The sequence below is a fragment of the Psychrobacter sp. FME5 genome, assembly GCF_014861375.1.
GTDB lineage: Bacteria > Pseudomonadota > Gammaproteobacteria > Pseudomonadales > Moraxellaceae > Psychrobacter.
On record NZ_RRYX01000066.1, the window covers coordinates 1 to 15,998 of the forward strand.

A 15,998-nucleotide genomic window follows, 5' to 3' on the forward strand; every position below is an offset into this window, starting at 1 on the left:
TTCTTTGGGTTATTATAACCTCTTAGAAGCTGTCCAATTTTATTATGCCACTACAGTGAAAGCATTGTTAGAGCGTCTGTCACAAGCCTTGTTATTAGCATGATTAGCTCGGTAACCTCGAAGGCTTTTATTGCGTCTGATCTCTCTTGATATGGTGCTAGGACTTCTTCCTAATGTGTCAGCTATAAATTTAATACTATGTTCTGCCCCTATAAGGGCATAAATCTGGTATCGTTCCCCTAGGCTTAGATGTGTATAGTTCATGGTTGCAATCTCACTTTGGTCGGTGGATAAAAACTTTGATGCTAGCGCATCTAGGTCTTTTTTTCACCTCACATTTGGTATTGCACTTCATGTGTTAATCTAAGTATTTTTAGTGACCAAAATATTATAAATATACTCAGTAAAATACTTAAATGTATGCTAAATGTCATTAGTAAGGAAATCGTTAATCTCTTGCCATATATGGCTTTGTAGGTTACTGCACATTAATATATAATAATGAAGTTTGGTGGTTCTAGCCTGTCACGCCGGGGGTCGCGGGTTCGAGTCCCGTCCGCTGCGCCATATTTAAAACGAATTTAAACTTTCGAGTTTAAACAAGTTTCGCCTCAAACATAACTTTGTTTGAGGTTTTTTTGTGTCTGAAAATTTCTTTAAAACCTTTACGAGTTTGACATGACTAATCGTACTTTTTGGGTTTGGTATAAGTTTGCATGAATAGAGTCCACCTTTTGACAAGTAGCATCAATCTATAGAAGCACAGCAAATATGAACAGCTGGAAACACCGCGCTGAATGTTGAGCCCTGACCCTCTGACGATTCAATTTGCAAAACCGTATCATATTGATAGAGAACATGCTTCACAATTGCCAGCCCCAATCCTGTACCGCCTGTCTCACGACTGCGCCCACTATCCACTCGATAAAAACGTTCGGTCAAACGTGCGACATGCTGCGGAGCAATACCAAGACCATCGTCTGTGACTGAAAACTGACACCCTGCTGACGTCTTGGTCCAGCTGATAACAATATTGCCCTCTTTCGGCGTATATTTTATGGCGTTAATGACCAGATTAGATAATGCACTATTTAAATACATCTCCGAACCATAGAGACCGTCATAAGTGTCTATCTGTAAATGAATGCTGTGTTCATATTCTTGATTATAAGCCTGCGCATCATCATAAACGTGAGTCAGCAGCTTGGTCATATCAATATAATGCAGCTCATGCGTCTCTTCGATCTCGATACGAGACAGCAGCAATAAATCATTCACCACTCTATTCATGCGAGCCGTCTGCTGAGTCATGAGCTCAAAGCCGCGTTGCCACTGCGGTGGCATATCTGGCTGATCTGAGAAGTTTTCCAGATAGCCCATCAGTACGGTCAAAGGCGTTCGTAGCTCATGAGAGACATTTGCCACAAAGTCACGGCGCATTTGCTCTAAATGTTGTAAGCGGGTCACGTCATAAATAATCAGTAGCTTTTCGTCACCAAAAGGTGTCAGCTCACACTTCAAATAACGGTTAGAATCTTGCCACGACACTAGGTGGACACCATCATTAGGTGTCACCTTGGACTCATAGTATTGTCTAAATTCAGGAACATCAATAAAATCAAAAATGCTTTTGCCATGATGTGACGACTGTAATAATAATAGGTCCTCTGCTGCCTGATTCCACCATTCCAGACCGTCATCGTCATTGAGCAAAATCACCGCATCTCGTAGGGCGCGTAAGGCACTTCTAATTTTCTTAAGTTGATCGGTAGTACTTTGCTGAGAAGATTGCTGTTGGCTGCTTTGCTGGTTATTTTCCCCAAGGGTTATCATATCCATCTATTATCCTTATCGCTATCTGCTACGTTTCACTTGATATAGTCAGTGAAAAAAATCGATACATCACTTACTGCAGGTATAGTAGCGGTTTTAAAGTATTTCAACTATATGCCAATTTTTAAATACCCTTAAAACTACTCTGCTAGATTAGACAAGCGATAACCAGTACCGCGAACGGTTTGGATCAATGTATGACAGTCATAAGGTTTTAATAACTTACGTAAACGCCTGATATGCACATCAATGGTGCGATCTTCAATATAAACGTTACCGCCCCAAACCTGATCGAGCAGTTGTGCACGCGTATAGGCACGTTCAGGATGGCTCATCAAAAACGCCAATAATCGATATTCTGTTGGACCGATATCAATGACCTTTTCATTAGCTATAACGCGCTGGCTTTTAGGGTCTAAGCTAAGCTTGCCTATTTCGATAGGTTTATCAGCACTCAACGCACTACTACGGCGTAACACCGCCTTGATTCTTGAAATTAATTCACGGGTTGAAAAAGGTTTTGTCATATAATCATCAGCGCCAGCATCAAGGCCGTGAACCTTACTATCCTCTTCACTTTTGGCCGTCAGCATAATAACCGGTATCTCAGCAAGCATCTCATCACTTTTTAGCATGCGGCAAAAATCAATGCCACTTTTATCTCCTGGTAACATCCAATCTAGCAAAATCAGCGCAGGACGGTGATCAACAACTTGCTGATGCGCCTCTTTGATGTCAGCCGCTTGTAAACCTGCAAAGCCTGCCATCTCTAGCGTCATCATAACCATTTCACGAATCGCAGGCTCATCTTCAACAATCAAAATCTGCTTATTCTGCATACCCCAGCCTTGTTGTTTTAAATACAAAGAAATAGGAAATAAAAAGGCACTAAGCACTTGCCAGCGTCTACTTATTAAACACGGTAATTATGACAGTTTGATGACATTAATCCTATTGCCTAAAGAGCTCTAACTAAACTCTCTAACTATAACTTCTCTTTTACCTTTAATAGGTAGTTTTTTAAATATGGTGGAGTCGTTTTAAAAACGATACCGCGCTATGGCTATAATTTTTTTATAAAAATACCTTATTTCATCAAACTGTCATATTTGCTCGGCACAATGTGCTCACTGACCACCAAGCATCATTGCAGCGAAATATTTTAGTAAAACCATATCCAGAAACATCGACATTGTTATTTATAAATACCCAATACTTAAATGTGATTACTTTTTAGGAGAAATAATGCGTTATTCATTCATAGCAGTCGCAATCGCTAGCACGTTGGCATTAGCCGCTTGTAATCAAACGACCAGTAACAACAAGAGCGATAAAACCAACGAATCTGCCACAGCAGCGCCTTCAACCACGTCTACTAGCAGCGACGCTAATGCTAGCTCAGCTGAAAACATATCCATGAATATTACTGGTGCTGGTGCTTCTTTTCCGCAGCCTATCTATGCTAAGTGGTCAGATGCCTACCATAAAGCCACCGGTGGTCAAGTGAATTATCAGTCTATTGGCTCATCTGGCGGTATCAAACAAATCGTTGCGAAAACCGTAGATTTTGGGGCGTCTGATGCACCAATGACACCAGAAGAGTTAAATGAGGCTGGTTTGATTCAATTCCCAACTGTGATTGGTGGCGTAGTGCCTATCGTTAACATCGACGGCATTAAGCCCGGTCAGTTAAAGCTCGACGGCAAAATGCTCGCTGAGATCTATCTTGGCAAAATCAGCAAATGGAATGATCCTGCCATCGCTGCTATGAACCCAGATTTAACGCTTCCTGATGCGGCCATTACCACGGTATTTCGCTCAGACGGTTCTGGTACGACGTTTAACTTCACTGACTATTTGGCAAAGGTATCAAACGATTGGCAAGATAGTGTGGGTGTCGATAAGACCGTTAAATGGCCAACCTCAGCAACTGGTGCAGGCGGTAAAGGCAATGAGGGTGTATCGAGCTACGTCACGCGTATGAAAAATTCAATCGGCTATGTTGAATATGCTTATGCGACACAAAACGGTATGTCTCACGTCGCCCTGAAAAACGCCGCTGGCAATGTGGTACAGCCTTCTGCCAAAACCTTTGCTGCCGCAGGCGACATCGATTGGTCACAGCAAGAAGGGTTTTACAAAGTCATCACCAACTCTGAAACCGCACAAGCATGGCCAATCGCCGCTGCTACTTTTATCTTAGTCCATAAGCAGCCGCAAGATGCCAAACAAGTCGCTGGCGTATTAAAGTTCTTTGACTGGGCTTATGCCCAAGGTGACGACGATGCAATGGCGCTTGATTATGTACCGTTTCCTGATACTGCCGTAGCCTTATTTAAAGCAAAATGGAACGAAGTGGTCGATAGCGAAGGTCAGCCTATTTATCGTCAAAACTAGATGAATAATTAAGACCGTTATTATTTCATTTATCCCCCAGTCCTAAAACAAGCGTATCAGATTATCGAGGCTTTTATGGTAGACCTAACCCGTCAATTGGCAAAACAAAAACGCTACGACGTCCTCTTTGTAAACACCACTAAAGCATTTGCAATTTTGGTTCTATTATCGCTTGGCGGTATTTTGCTCTCCTTAATCGTAGGCGCTTGGCCGAGTATCACTGAGTTCGGACTGGGCTTTTATACTAGCAATAACTGGGATACGGTCAATGATAAATACGGTGCACTCGCACCCATTTATGGGACGCTGGTCACCTCCCTTATCGCTATCTGTATTGCCGTTCCAGTCAGCTTCGGTATCGCTATCTTTTTAACTGAGCTATGCCCTACCTTTTTAAAGAAGCCGTTGGGAATTGCTATTGAGCTGTTGGCAGGAATCCCGTCTATCATTTATGGGATGTGGGGATTGTTTGTGTTTGCGCCTTATTTTAGCGAGCATATTCAGCCATGGCTCATTGAAAACATCGGTACGCTGCCGATTATCGGTAAGGTATTTACTGGCGCACCAATGGGCCTTGGCATGTTTACCGCCTCGTTGGTGCTGGCGATTATGATCATTCCGTTTATTGCCGCCACGATGCGTGATGTATTTTCTGTGGTCCCCGATCTATTAAAAGAATCCGCCTACGGCATGGGTGCGACGACGTGGGAAGTGATGTTCAAAATTATACTGCCTTATACCAAAGCTGGCGTAGTTGGCGGGGTGATTTTGGGTCTTGGACGGGCTTTGGGCGAGACGATGGCAGTGACTTTCTTGATTGGCAACGCCTTTAATATCAGCCCAAGTCTGTTTACCTCTGGTGTGACGATTACCTCGGCACTCGCTAATGAATTTGCCGAAGCATCCAGTGAATTGCACTTAGCGTCATTACTACATTTGGGCTTAATCTTGTTTGTGATTACCTTTATTGTTTTGTCTATATCTAAGCTAATGCTCATGCGTATTGACCAAAAAGCCGGTCATTAAGTAGCGTTAGCGCGCTGTTATGAAGTAATTATTTTGACCAACCACTTGATCCAACCCTTCGACCAAAAAAGGACAAACGCCTGATGACTTTAGCGACTGTCACGACTGATACGGCCCCAACTAGCCAGCCTGATTTACGCTTTGAGGACCGCTATAACAAGCATCTGTATCATAAGCGTCGCCTTATCAATAGATTGGGACTTGGTTTTGCCATATCAGCGATTGCCTTTGGTTTGTTTTGGCTGGTTTGGATTCTGATGACGCTGTTGATTGAAGGTTTTCAAGGTTTAATCGAGATGCCAGTATTTATGGCCGATACACCGCCGCCCATGAGTGATGGTGGATTACGTAACGCCATTATTGGTTCAGCGATGTTAGCACTATCAGGATTGGCAATTGGTACACCGATAGGAATGATGGCAGGTATTTATTTAGCGGAGTTTTCGCATGGCAGCTTACTTGGCAAAGTCACCCGATTTTTAAACGACATTTTACTGTCTGCGCCATCCATCGTTATTGGTCTGTTTGTATATGCGTTAATGGTTAAAGGTCAAAGTTTCTCAGGTTGGGCCGGTGCAGTCGCCCTAGCCTTGATTGTCATTCCGATTGTCGTCCGTACCACGGAGAACATGCTCAATCTTGTGCCTAATACATTACGTGAAGCGGCCTATGCCCTCGGCACGCCAAAATGGAAGTTGATAACTACCGTCACGCTCAAAGCCGCCAAAGCAGGGCTGACCACAGGTGTACTGCTAGCGTTTGCCCGTATTACTGGCGAAACCGCGCCCTTACTATTTACCGCATTAAACAATCAATACTTTAGTACCGACATGAGCGGGCCAATGGCGAACTTGCCAAATACCATTTATCAGTTTGCCATGAGCCCTTATGACAACTGGCATGCACTGGCTTGGGCGGCAGCTTTACTGATTACCGCTACCGTATTACTGGTCAATATTATCGCGCGCTTTGTCGGTGGTAAAGATTATGGCAGATAGATCATGTCATTGAACCGCACGATAACTCACATATTAACTTAACTGGATTTAAAATAATTGGATATGATTATGACGGATGTTTTAAAGAGAAAAGCGCTTAAGCCAACCCATAAAAACACCATTAAACACCGCTTATTTGATGAATCAATGGCTAATAATAAACAACAACAGCCAGACAGTGCTTTTTTGACCCAGCAAACGGTGGCAGATATCCCTCAGAATATGCCTGCTGCCAAAATAACCATTCGAGATTTAAATTTTTATTATGGTAATTTTAAAGCCCTAAAAAACATCAACATCGATATACCAGAAAAAAAGGTAACCGCTTTTATCGGTCCGTCGGGCTGCGGTAAGTCAACCCTATTGCGTACATTTAACCGTATGTATGATTTGTATCCGAGCATGCATGCTGAAGGTCAAATAACCCTTGATGGCAATAATATTTTGGCAAAGGAGATGGACGTTAATTTACTGCGCGCGCGGGTGGGTATGGTCTTTCAAAAACCCACACCGTTTCCGATGTCCATCTATGACAATGTGGCGTTTGGCGTGCGTCTATACGAAAAGCTGAGCAAAGCTGAGATGGATAATCGTGTCGAATGGGCGCTCAAAAAGGCGGCGTTATGGCCTGAAGTAAAAGACAAACTTCGTGCATCAGGACTGTCGTTATCCGGTGGTCAACAACAACGGCTGTGTATCGCTCGCGGGGTGGCAACAAAACCTGAAGTATTGTTATTAGATGAGCCAACCTCAGCGCTTGATCCGCTCTCTACAGGAGCAATTGAAGATCTGATTACCGACTTAAAGAATGACTATACGATTGCTATCGTAACCCACAACATGCAGCAAGCGGCGCGCGTCTCTGACTATACCGCTTATATGTATTTGGGTGACATGGTAGAGATGGGTGAAACCGATCAGATATTTACCAACCCCTCGCAAAAGGCGACTGAAGATTATATTACCGGTCGTTATGGTTGAGGCAGTGTTGAGTGATAGGCGTGCTTGATAACTACGACTCGATAATTACGACTTGATAATTACGAACAGTCATTGATAGCTATTGGTGGTCATTGATAGTTATTAATATTTTTTATCATTAACAGCAAGACCATTGAGGGAACGACGATGCTGATTACGCAAAAGCATTTATCAAAGAGTTTTGATAATGAGCTACATGAGGTTGTTGATTTGTTTATGCAAATGGGACGCATGGCAGCAGAGCAAGTCATGGTCGCAACCCGTGCTTTGATAGCAGCCGATGAGGTGACGGCCAAAAAAGTCATTGCTGATGATGATCTTATCAATCAGTTAGAAATTAAAATTGATGAACAAATTATTTTATTGGTTGCTAAGCGTCAGCCGACCGCCAACGATTTGCGCTTGGTCATGGCGCTCAGTAAAGGTATCGTCGACTTTGAGCGTGTCGGCGATGAGGCTGAAAAAATAGCCCGCATGGCATGCCAATTGCTTGAAGATGGCGTCTCACCAAAAGGCTGTTCGGAGGTTCAGCATTTATCCAATCAGGTGCGCTTAATGCTGCTTAACGCTATTGAGGCATTTTCTTATATGAATACGCAGCAAGCATTTTCGGTGTTGCAAAGCGATACAGCAGTCGATGAAGAATATCAGTCCGCCACGCGCTCACTGATGACTTATATTATGGAAGACAATCGCCATGTGTCAAAGGTGATTAATATATTATGGGTATTGCGCGCCCTCGAGCGTGTGGGCGATCATGCGCGCAATATTGCTGAGCTGGTTATTTTTTGTACCAGCGGCAAAGACGTCCGCCATGCAGATTTTATGCATATCAAACAAATTGTCCAACAAACCATCAATGCTGCCGAAAATCCTAAAAATTAGCTGTCGGTGCCATGATCAAATATTCAGCACGCCCTATCGACTAATATTGATTGCCCAATAAAAAGCCCTGCATTTAGCAGGACTTTTACTTTTACGATATTTTATTAATGAATACTTTAATCACTAGCTTGTTAGTTATTAGACCTCTTGCAAAAGTAGCAAAGGGAATTAAAATAAGAAGACACTCATAACTTTTTAGGAACCATGCCAAACATAGATAAGCTACTCAAACAAAGTGACGCAGGTTTTAAACGCTATACAGGCATTCATAAAGCCACCTTTTATGACATGCTTGAGGCCATGCAAGAGCATGAAGCATCTAAAACCAAATCAGGCAGACCAAGCTTGCTCAGTCTTAAGGAGCAGATACTACTAGCCCTGACTTATTGGCGTGAATACCGCACGCTTTATCATATCAGTATGGACTTTGGTATTCATGAGTCTTCTGCTAGCCGTATCATCCGTAAAGTAGAAGACACACTGATTGACTCTGGCAAGTTTGAATTGCCCAAAAAGCTCCCTAGTCGCGTCGATGATGACATCAATTGGAGCGTCGTCATTGTTGATGCGACCGAAACCCCAATTGAGCGTCCAAAAAAAACCAAAGCGACTACTATAGCGGTAAGAAAAAACAACACACCTTGAAAGCGCAGGTTATCGTTCATTGGCAAACAGGGTTGATACTTGATGTGCAAACCTGCAAAGGGTCAATCCACGATTTTAAGCTGTATAAAGATACTTGTCCTGATTGGCTTCCTGACAATGCTAAATTACTAGCAGATAGTGGTTATCAGGGTATAGCAAAGCTACATAAGCAAACCTTCACCCCTTTTAAAAAGCCACGTGGTGGTCAGTTACTGGAGATATGCAAACAGGCCAATCACTATCTGGCAAAGTTCCGTATTGTGGTTGAGCACAAAATAGGCTTAATCAAGTTGTTCAAAATCGTGGCTCATAAATATCGTAACCGTCGTCAGCGCTATGATCTTAGAATGAAGCTGTTTGCTGGTATCATTAATTTCGAGCTAAACCTATGACTTTTGCAAGAGGTCTATTCACAAGCTAATCATTTATAGGTTAGTCATTTACAGAACTGTCAGGCTTGTAGTTTGCATGTGATGGTTTGGCAAAAGCAAACTTAACCACCTGTAACGCCACACAAACAGCCCCAACGATAAAGATAACGTCAGCAAAGGTGCGAATCCAGCGTAGTGTTTGTAAGAAGTCTTGTTGTAAGAAGCCTTCACTACGAGCGTACCATAGGCCTTCAGTCATAGACGCATACGCTTGGTAAATACCAATCGGTAATAAGCTGGTCGCAAGCATCAATACCAAGCCTATATTTAGCGCCCAAAATCCGGTTTTAATGAGTTTTTCATTAAAGATATAATCTGGACGAATATAACGCATGACCAGTAAGATAAAACCAATCGCTAAGAATCCATAAACTCCGAATAATGCAGCATGAGAGTGAGCAGCCGTGGTATTCAACCCTTGCAGATAGAACAATGACACCGGCGGGTTAATCATAAATCCGAGTACACCTGCACCCAACATATTCCAGAAGGCAACGGCAACGAAACACATGATAGGCCATTTGAGTTTGTTCATCCACGGCGCTTGACGCTGCATAGACCAATGCTCATAACCTTCATAACCCAATACGACTAATGGTACAACTTCTAGCGCACTGAATGAGGCACCGATTGCCATCACTGGCGTGGTGGTACCAGAGTAATACAGGTGATGGAAAGTACCGGGTACACCGCCGAGCATAAATAGTGCCGCAGAAGCAATCGCGGAACCAGTAGCAATCTTTTTATTTACCAAACCTAAGTTATAGAAAATAAAGGCAAGCGATACAGTAGCAAATACTTCAAAGAAGCCCTCTACCCATAAGTGTACCACCCACCAGCGCCAGTATTCCATGATGGTTAAGTGCGTACGCTCACCATAGAACAAGCCTGCACCGTAGAATAAACCGACGCAAACCACAGAAGCAAAGAATATCGCTAATAGGTTTTTATCACCACCTTTTTGTTTAAATGCTGGTAAACAACCACGGGTCATTAATACCAACCAGAATAAAATACCGACCCATTTTAAAATCTGCCAGAAGCGACCAAGGTCAATAAATTCATAGCCTTGATGACCAAACCAGAAATTATATTTCGCTGGCATGATGCCAGCAATGGCAAAGTATTGGCTAACGAACGAACCAACGACCACGATAATGAGCGCGAACCACAGTATATCAACGCCTAATTTTTGATATTTAGGGTCTTTACCGCCATTGATAAATGGGGTCAAGAATAGCCCCGCCGTTAAGAATGCGGTGGCAATCCAAAATAATGCGGCCTGAATATGCCACGTACGTACTAGTGAATAAGGGAAGAAGTCAGCAACGGGAATACCATAAAACTCTTGTCCTTCAACGGTATAATGCGCCACAAAGCCACCAATAAACACCTGAAAGACGAACAGTGCGACGACTAAAACCCCATATTTTGCCAACGCTTTTTGTGAGGGTGTTAACGCTATTTTGGTTAATGGATCCGCATCGGGTGTTACTTGCTTCACCTCTTCTTCTTTACGTAAGAAAGACCAACCCCAGATTAGGAAACCTACCCCTGCAATTAAGAACACCACACTAGCGATAGACCACATGATGTTTTCTGATGTCGGGACGTTGTCAATTAATGGCTCGTGTGGCCAGTTATTGGTATACGTCGCATCAGTACCAGGACGGTTAGTAGACGCCATCCAAGTGGTCCAAAAGAAAAAGTTAGTTAGCTTTTGTCTGTCCTCAAGATTTGGCAAGGTGTTGTTTTTCATCGCAAAGTTTTCACGCGACTTTTGCAATGACGGCTCATTACCATACAAGCCGATATAGTAAGGTGCAATCTCATTCATCGCGGCGATCCGAGTATCAGATAACACCACTTGGTCTTTATCATTGACGCTACTACCACGATATTCTTTTTTCAACTGCGCATTTAGCACTGCTTTTTGATCGTCGGTTGCGGTAGCAAAATCACGACCATATAGCTCTTCTGCTCTGATATCCAACCAAGCCACAAGCTCTCTGTGCAGCCAGTCCGCTGTCCAGTCAGGGGCTTGATAAGCACCGTGACCCAGTACGGAACCCAGCTGTTGACCGCCAGTACGCTGCCACGCAGACTGACCGTCCAAAATATCTTCTTCTGTGATTAAAACCTTTCCAGTAGTGTCGATATACTGATCAGGTATAGGGGGCGCGGTACGATAGATTTCTACACCGCCCCAGCCTAGAAAGGTAAAGGTAATAATGAGGACGGCAAGTAAGCCGAACCAATACTTCTTATACTCGCCCATATCTTGCTCCTATTGGCTAGATATATTGAACACCTTAAAGATGTATTTAAAATGAATGTTTAAAAATGCAATTATGCTTCTAAAATTCAACCATAACGCTGCCCGTTGATATAGATCTATTCACTGTCTTAAAACTTTAAAAAAGCACCGTGTATTGCCGCTGGGATTAAACGTAATACTGTGCCAAATAAATAGACTTTATCGCTTATTATTGATTGAATAAACAAACTCACTTGATGCTATTTACGGATGAATATTTACATCTAGCATCAAACTGGAAACATAGTAACATTCATATTAAATGAATGTTAAGAGTTATTTTTACTTTTTACATTTTTATCATAAACGCCACCGTTCATTATTGGCCAAGCCGCTATTTGAACTGGTGTTCAATACATCAATCCTAGCTTACATCTTAAGCAAGATTAAGAATCTTCTGTTTTATCGAATAGTTTTTCGATAGGTTTACTGTGGATTTTTGAGCTATTAAACATCGATTTATTGCCGGTATCACCTTCTGTCCAAAAGTTAATATTGAACTGCGCATCATCACTTAATTCGACACGGTGCCAATATTGAGGTGGACTGACAGCAAATTGTCCTGCTTCAATGACCACGGTTTTTTCGGGTTCAGTCGCGGCTTCATCCGCAAAACCATAAAAGGTAACCGTGCCTTGCATGACACAAATTTGGCCGTAAACCCCTTCCGCTGTATTGTGATGGGTCAACAAGGCTTTGGGCACTTTATCTTTGGTAAAGAAATGGGTGGAACGTTTTATTTTCCAGTGGCTTGGGATGACTGGGTTTTTAGTCGTTGAATTTGATGTGTTACTCATAGTAACTCCTTCACTCATTTGATGAGGTTTGTGGATGATGGTTTTATTGACGACCATTAATGATAATAATTATCATTTGTACAACTTAACACTTTTTAGAGTGTTTGGCTACTGCGTTGTGTTTTTGACGGTGATTGACAAATAAACCTATAAAGTAACGCTTTAATGCCTATTAAGTAGTACTAAAAGTAGAACTCATACTGCTTTCGCCTAATGGTTGCCTGCCTTATTGGTTGCTACATTGATTCCATCTAAACGATTACGTTTTACGGTGGAGAATACTTACCATGCATGCAAAAGAGCTACTTGAGGTTGAACGCCGTGATATAAGAGCCCTTCACTATACGTGGATTGCTTTTTTCCTGACTTTTTATGTCTGGTTCAATATGGCGCCCCTAGCAACGTCAATGCTAGAGGCTGAAAGCTACCTAACTTCTGAACATATCAAATTATTTCTCATTGCCAACGTCGCCTTGACTATCCCAGGGCGCGTGGTGGTTGGCATGGCGCTGGATCGCTTTGGTCCTCGGCGTGTTTTTTCTATACTCATGGTAATCATGGCGATACCGACGTGGTTCTTTGCTTTTGGTCATTCCGCCATGCAGTTGTTCGTGGCGCGTTTATTTATGTCTATCGTTGGTGCAGGTTTCGTCGTCGGCATTCATATGACCGCATTGTGGTTCAAACCCAAAGACATTGGTTTTGCCGAAGGCTTTTATGCAGGTTGGGGTAACTTTGGTTCAGCGGCGGCAGCGATTACCATTCCCACGGTTGCCTTACAGTTCTTTGGCGGCGACGATGGTTGGCGCTGGGCTATCGCCCTATCTGGCTTAATGATGGCGGCTTATGGAGTTGCCTATTGGTTTTTAATCACCGATGGCCCGACAGAAGATACCCACCAAAAAGCCCGAAAAGCAGGCGCGTTAGAGGTCTCTACTTGGAAAGACTTATGGTTATATTGCTTGTTTATTATTCCTTTATCCGGCGTGTTGGGGGTATTGGTTTATCGTACAAAAAACATGGGATTTCTGAGCGAAGCAGGGGCTTGGGGCTTTTATATTCTTATCGCTGTGGTGGTTATTTATCAAATCTATAAAGCCATTAGTGTCAACGCGCCTATACTCAAAGCTGGTATTCCCGAAGATGATAAATACCCCTTTAGCTCGGTTGCTGCGCTAAATGTTACCTATTTTGCCAACTTTGGCGCAGAGTTGGCAGTGGTTTCTATGTTGCCGATGTTCTTTGCTGCCACTTGGAAACTCGACCCTACGGTCGCAGGATTGGTCGCCTCGACTTTTGCTTTCGTTAACTTATGGGCGCGGCCACTTGGCGGTTATATATCCGATAAAGTTGGTAATCGTCGCTTGGTGATGTTGATATATATGTTTGGCATTGGTATTGGATTTGGGTTGATGGGGTTACTCAATGCAGAGTGGCCACTATTTATCGCTGTCGTCTTTACTATTCTATGCTCCGTGTTTGTACAAGGTGCAGAAGGCGCAACCTTTGGTATCATTCCGTCGATTAAACGCCGCTTAACGGGTCAAATATCTGGCATGGCGGGTGCTTATGGTAACGTTGGCGCGGTATTTTACTTGTTTATATTTACTTTGGTTGAACCAAATCAATTCTTCTTTATTATTGCTATAGGTGCGTTTCTTGCTTGGGTACTCTGTTTCTTCTGGTTAAAAGAGCCTGAAGGTGCCTTTGGTGATGAATACAAAATGTCATCGGTCGATCGGCAGATTGCTGCTGAAAATCAAAACTAAGCATTCAGACTATCTGCTTCTTAAATCAACAATAAAAAACCCATCTAGCATTGTGTTAGACGGGTTTTTAAGGAAGTTCAAGAAAACTTTAGGACACGCCCTAATTACTTTTACCTAAATTACCATTATTTTAAAAGATCGCTACTTCGATAAATGGTTCACCGTCCATACTGCCGCTTCTACCCGCGTCCGCAGACCAGTTTTATTTAAAATATGCTTCACGTGCACCTTGACGGTAGATTCTGCAATATCCAACTTATTGGCAATCATTTTATTACTCAACCCTTCAGCGATCATTTGAATCACTTGTAGCTCTCTGCTGGTTAAGTTGCTTGCAATGTCTTCAATACTTGGCGTGCGTAAAGTCTGTGCCAATATCGAGGCCAGATTTGGACTAATAACCAGCTCGCCGCGCAACACTTTTCTAATATCCACAATGATTAATTCTGGCTCCATATCTTTTAATAGGTAGCCATCGACGCCTAATTTTAACGCTTCTTGTACGTCTTCACCGCTATCAGAAACCGTAAACAATACCGTCTTGGTGCTGATATTTCTGGCTTTTATCTCCCTTAAAGTATCGATACCAGTGAGTACTGGCATTTTATGATCCAGTATCACCAAATCTACCTCATTGCTTTCTAAAAATACCAGTGCTTCTTGACCGTTGCTCGCTTCACCCACGACTTTCACATCATCTTCGAGACTCAACAATTCAGAGATACCTCGGCGTAACATCGGATGGTCGTCAACCAATAAAAGACGCGCAGGCGAAGTGCTGGTATAAACCTTAGTGCTCATAACATACTCACAAATAAAAAATAGTACAAGAATTTAAAATTAAAACATCTAAAAACTGACGAGCTAAAAACGCTAAAACGACAAGCTGACTCCTTAAAACCACCATTTGATGAGCTTATAAATAAGCGTCTTTATTACTGTCCTCATCAAAGAAGTTAGGCTCGAATCTCACCGTAACATTAGTGCCGTGTGGTTTATTATTAGAAACGATGAGTTCACCACCAATATTATGGGCACGCTCCTTCATAATCATTAACCCGTGATGCTGGGTTTGATCGACGCTATCTGACGGCAGCCCAACGCCATCATCAATAACACTCATCACGATATATTTATCATCGTTTTCATACTCAAGATGAATCTCCACGTTTTGTGCTTTTGCATGGCGATTAACATTCGATAAAGCTTCTCTGGCAATTTGAATTAAATCTATCTGCTCCGTGGCACTTAAATTAAGGGTCATAATATGATTGTGCACCGTTATGTCAAAGCCACCTTTTAAAGCAAACTCACTGGCCGCTTCATGCAGGGCTTCATCAAAGTTATCGTTATCAATGGTCAAGCGAAACGTGATTAGCAAATCTCTTAACTGCTGATAAGCCGAACCTAACCCCATTTTTATCTGCTCAATCTTTTGATAAATTGGCGATTCTTCGGGTTCGTTGGTGGATTTTTTGAGATGTCTTTCTAGGACGCTGATTTGAATTTTTGGTGGTGTGTCAGAAAGTATGCTGAAGAAATAAAGGAGGGTGACAGCCAAAGCAAGATGATATATTTGAGGTTATGAAGACACAAATAGATATCAGCTGCCCCGACTGTCACAGTCCCAGTTTAAAGAAAAACGGCATAAAAAGCTATGGCAAGCAGAACTACCAATGCAAGGACTGCAAACGTCAATTCATTGGTGACCATGCCTTAACTTATAAGGGCTGTCACTCTAAAATAGAAGACATCATACGGCTAATGACGGTGAGAGGTTGCGGTGTTAGAGACATAGCTATTATAGCCTCAGTCAGTATCGGTAAAGTATTGGGCACCATAGGCTCATCTGTTTATAAGATCGCGCCTAAGAAGCGCTACTATGAACGCTTAGAGGTTGATGAGTTCTGGACTTACGT

The 15,998-nt window shown here is 42.6% G+C and carries 16 protein-coding genes; 9 read left to right on the plus strand and 7 right to left on the minus strand.

Annotated elements, in window-relative coordinates; genetic code table 11:
• Positions 1 to 42 precede the first annotated feature (42 nt).
• The 3 genes from EI161_RS09440 to phoB form a co-directional block, all read right to left on the minus strand.
• On the minus strand, positions 43 to 264 hold the full coding sequence (locus EI161_RS09440) for a helix-turn-helix domain-containing protein (protein ID WP_192524281.1): 222 nt from the start codon (positions 262 to 264) through the stop codon (positions 43 to 45).
• A gap of 483 nt (positions 265 to 747) precedes the next feature.
• Entirely contained in the window at positions 748 to 1,839 is a 1,092-nt protein-coding gene (gene phoR, locus EI161_RS09445) for a phosphate regulon sensor histidine kinase PhoR (protein ID WP_225735318.1), read from the minus strand.
• Positions 1,840 to 1,973: 134 nt separating this feature from the next.
• Positions 1,974 to 2,672, minus strand: coding sequence for a phosphate regulon transcriptional regulator PhoB (gene phoB, locus EI161_RS09450; protein ID WP_192524282.1), 699 nt, complete (start codon positions 2,670 to 2,672; stop codon positions 1,974 to 1,976).
• A gap of 406 nt (positions 2,673 to 3,078) precedes the next feature.
• Here phoB and pstS point away from each other — a divergent pair, with 406 nt between their 5' ends.
• From pstS to EI161_RS09485, 7 genes are all read left to right on the plus strand, one after another.
• A complete protein-coding gene (pstS, locus tag EI161_RS09455) occupies positions 3,079 to 4,230 on the plus strand; it encodes a phosphate ABC transporter substrate-binding protein PstS (protein ID WP_192524283.1) in 1,152 nt (383 codons plus the stop codon).
• Positions 4,231 to 4,305: 75 nt separating this feature from the next.
• Entirely contained in the window at positions 4,306 to 5,256 is a 951-nt protein-coding gene (gene pstC / locus EI161_RS09460) for a phosphate ABC transporter permease subunit PstC (RefSeq protein ID WP_192524284.1), read from the plus strand.
• Positions 5,257 to 5,339: 83 nt separating this feature from the next.
• Positions 5,340 to 6,254: a phosphate ABC transporter permease PstA gene (gene pstA / locus EI161_RS09465; protein WP_192524285.1), complete on the plus strand. Its 915-nt coding sequence runs from the start codon at positions 5,340 to 5,342 to the stop codon at positions 6,252 to 6,254.
• Between the two features lie 69 nt (positions 6,255 to 6,323).
• The gene (pstB, locus tag EI161_RS09470) at positions 6,324 to 7,235 is read left to right on the plus strand and encodes a phosphate ABC transporter ATP-binding protein PstB (RefSeq protein ID WP_192524286.1); all 912 of its coding nucleotides are present in this window, start codon (positions 6,324 to 6,326) and stop codon (positions 7,233 to 7,235) included.
• A gap of 147 nt (positions 7,236 to 7,382) precedes the next feature.
• Positions 7,383 to 8,120: a phosphate signaling complex protein PhoU gene (gene phoU, locus EI161_RS09475; protein ID WP_192524287.1), complete on the plus strand. Its 738-nt coding sequence runs from the start codon at positions 7,383 to 7,385 to the stop codon at positions 8,118 to 8,120.
• A gap of 204 nt (positions 8,121 to 8,324) precedes the next feature.
• Positions 8,325 to 8,765, plus strand: coding sequence for a transposase family protein (locus EI161_RS09480; protein ID WP_192524288.1), 441 nt, complete (start codon positions 8,325 to 8,327; stop codon positions 8,763 to 8,765).
• Positions 8,762 to 9,157 (plus strand): transposase family protein, encoded by a 396-nt coding sequence (locus EI161_RS09485; RefSeq protein WP_138018735.1) that lies wholly within the window; start codon positions 8,762 to 8,764, stop codon positions 9,155 to 9,157. Before EI161_RS09480 ends, EI161_RS09485 begins: the two co-directional genes overlap by 4 nt.
• A 40-nt stretch (positions 9,158 to 9,197) precedes the next feature.
• Here the strand turns inward: EI161_RS09485 and EI161_RS09490 are convergent, their stop codons facing one another.
• Together EI161_RS09490 and EI161_RS09495 are read right to left on the minus strand one after the other, a co-directional pair.
• On the minus strand, positions 9,198 to 11,474 hold the full coding sequence (locus EI161_RS09490) for a nitric-oxide reductase large subunit (RefSeq protein ID WP_192524289.1): 2,277 nt from the start codon (positions 11,472 to 11,474) through the stop codon (positions 9,198 to 9,200).
• Between the two features lie 425 nt (positions 11,475 to 11,899).
• Positions 11,900 to 12,310, minus strand: coding sequence for a DUF1971 domain-containing protein (locus EI161_RS09495; RefSeq protein ID WP_192524290.1), 411 nt, complete (start codon positions 12,308 to 12,310; stop codon positions 11,900 to 11,902).
• Between the two features lie 287 nt (positions 12,311 to 12,597).
• Between EI161_RS09495 and EI161_RS09500 the strand changes: the two genes are divergently transcribed.
• A complete protein-coding gene (locus EI161_RS09500; protein WP_192524291.1) occupies positions 12,598 to 14,079 on the plus strand; it encodes an MFS transporter in 1,482 nt (493 codons plus the stop codon).
• A gap of 141 nt (positions 14,080 to 14,220) precedes the next feature.
• On the opposite strand, the gene narL is transcribed toward EI161_RS09500, so the two are convergent.
• Together narL and EI161_RS09510 are read right to left on the minus strand one after the other, a co-directional pair.
• Complete coding sequence (gene narL / locus EI161_RS09505; RefSeq protein ID WP_192524292.1) at positions 14,221 to 14,880, minus strand: two-component system response regulator NarL; 660 nt, start codon at positions 14,878 to 14,880, stop codon at positions 14,221 to 14,223.
• Positions 14,881 to 14,995: 115 nt separating this feature from the next.
• Entirely contained in the window at positions 14,996 to 15,640 is a 645-nt protein-coding gene (locus tag EI161_RS09510; protein WP_225735319.1) for an ATP-binding protein, read from the minus strand.
• 23 nt (positions 15,641 to 15,663) lie between these two features.
• On the opposite strand from EI161_RS09510, the gene EI161_RS09515 reads away from it, so the two are divergent.
• Positions 15,664 to 15,998, plus strand: a 335-nt coding sequence (locus tag EI161_RS09515; protein WP_192529115.1) for an IS1 family transposase, incomplete at its 3' end; no start/stop codon positions are given.

Bases quoted from the DNA above. Each gene is read 5' to 3' on its own strand.
- EI161_RS09440 (WP_192524281.1), bottom strand. From the start codon at position 264: ATGAACTATACACATCTAAGCCTAGGGGAACGATACCAGATTTATGCC.
- phoR (WP_225735318.1), bottom strand. From the start codon at position 1,839: ATGGATATGATAACCCTTGGGGAAAATAACCAGCAAAGCAGCCAACAG.
- phoB (WP_192524282.1), bottom strand. From the start codon at position 2,672: ATGCAGAATAAGCAGATTTTGATTGTTGAAGATGAGCCTGCGATTCGT.
- pstS (WP_192524283.1), top strand. From the start codon at position 3,079: ATGCGTTATTCATTCATAGCAGTCGCAATCGCTAGCACGTTGGCATTA.
- pstC (WP_192524284.1), top strand. From the start codon at position 4,306: ATGGTAGACCTAACCCGTCAATTGGCAAAACAAAAACGCTACGACGTC.
- pstA (WP_192524285.1), top strand. From the start codon at position 5,340: ATGACTTTAGCGACTGTCACGACTGATACGGCCCCAACTAGCCAGCCT.
- pstB (WP_192524286.1), top strand. From the start codon at position 6,324: ATGACGGATGTTTTAAAGAGAAAAGCGCTTAAGCCAACCCATAAAAAC.
- phoU (WP_192524287.1), top strand. From the start codon at position 7,383: ATGCTGATTACGCAAAAGCATTTATCAAAGAGTTTTGATAATGAGCTA.
- EI161_RS09480 (WP_192524288.1), top strand. From the start codon at position 8,325: ATGCCAAACATAGATAAGCTACTCAAACAAAGTGACGCAGGTTTTAAA.
- EI161_RS09490 (WP_192524289.1), bottom strand. From the start codon at position 11,474: ATGGGCGAGTATAAGAAGTATTGGTTCGGCTTACTTGCCGTCCTCATT.
- EI161_RS09495 (WP_192524290.1), bottom strand. From the start codon at position 12,310: ATGAGTAACACATCAAATTCAACGACTAAAAACCCAGTCATCCCAAGC.
- EI161_RS09500 (WP_192524291.1), top strand. From the start codon at position 12,598: ATGCATGCAAAAGAGCTACTTGAGGTTGAACGCCGTGATATAAGAGCC.
- narL (WP_192524292.1), bottom strand. From the start codon at position 14,880: ATGAGCACTAAGGTTTATACCAGCACTTCGCCTGCGCGTCTTTTATTG.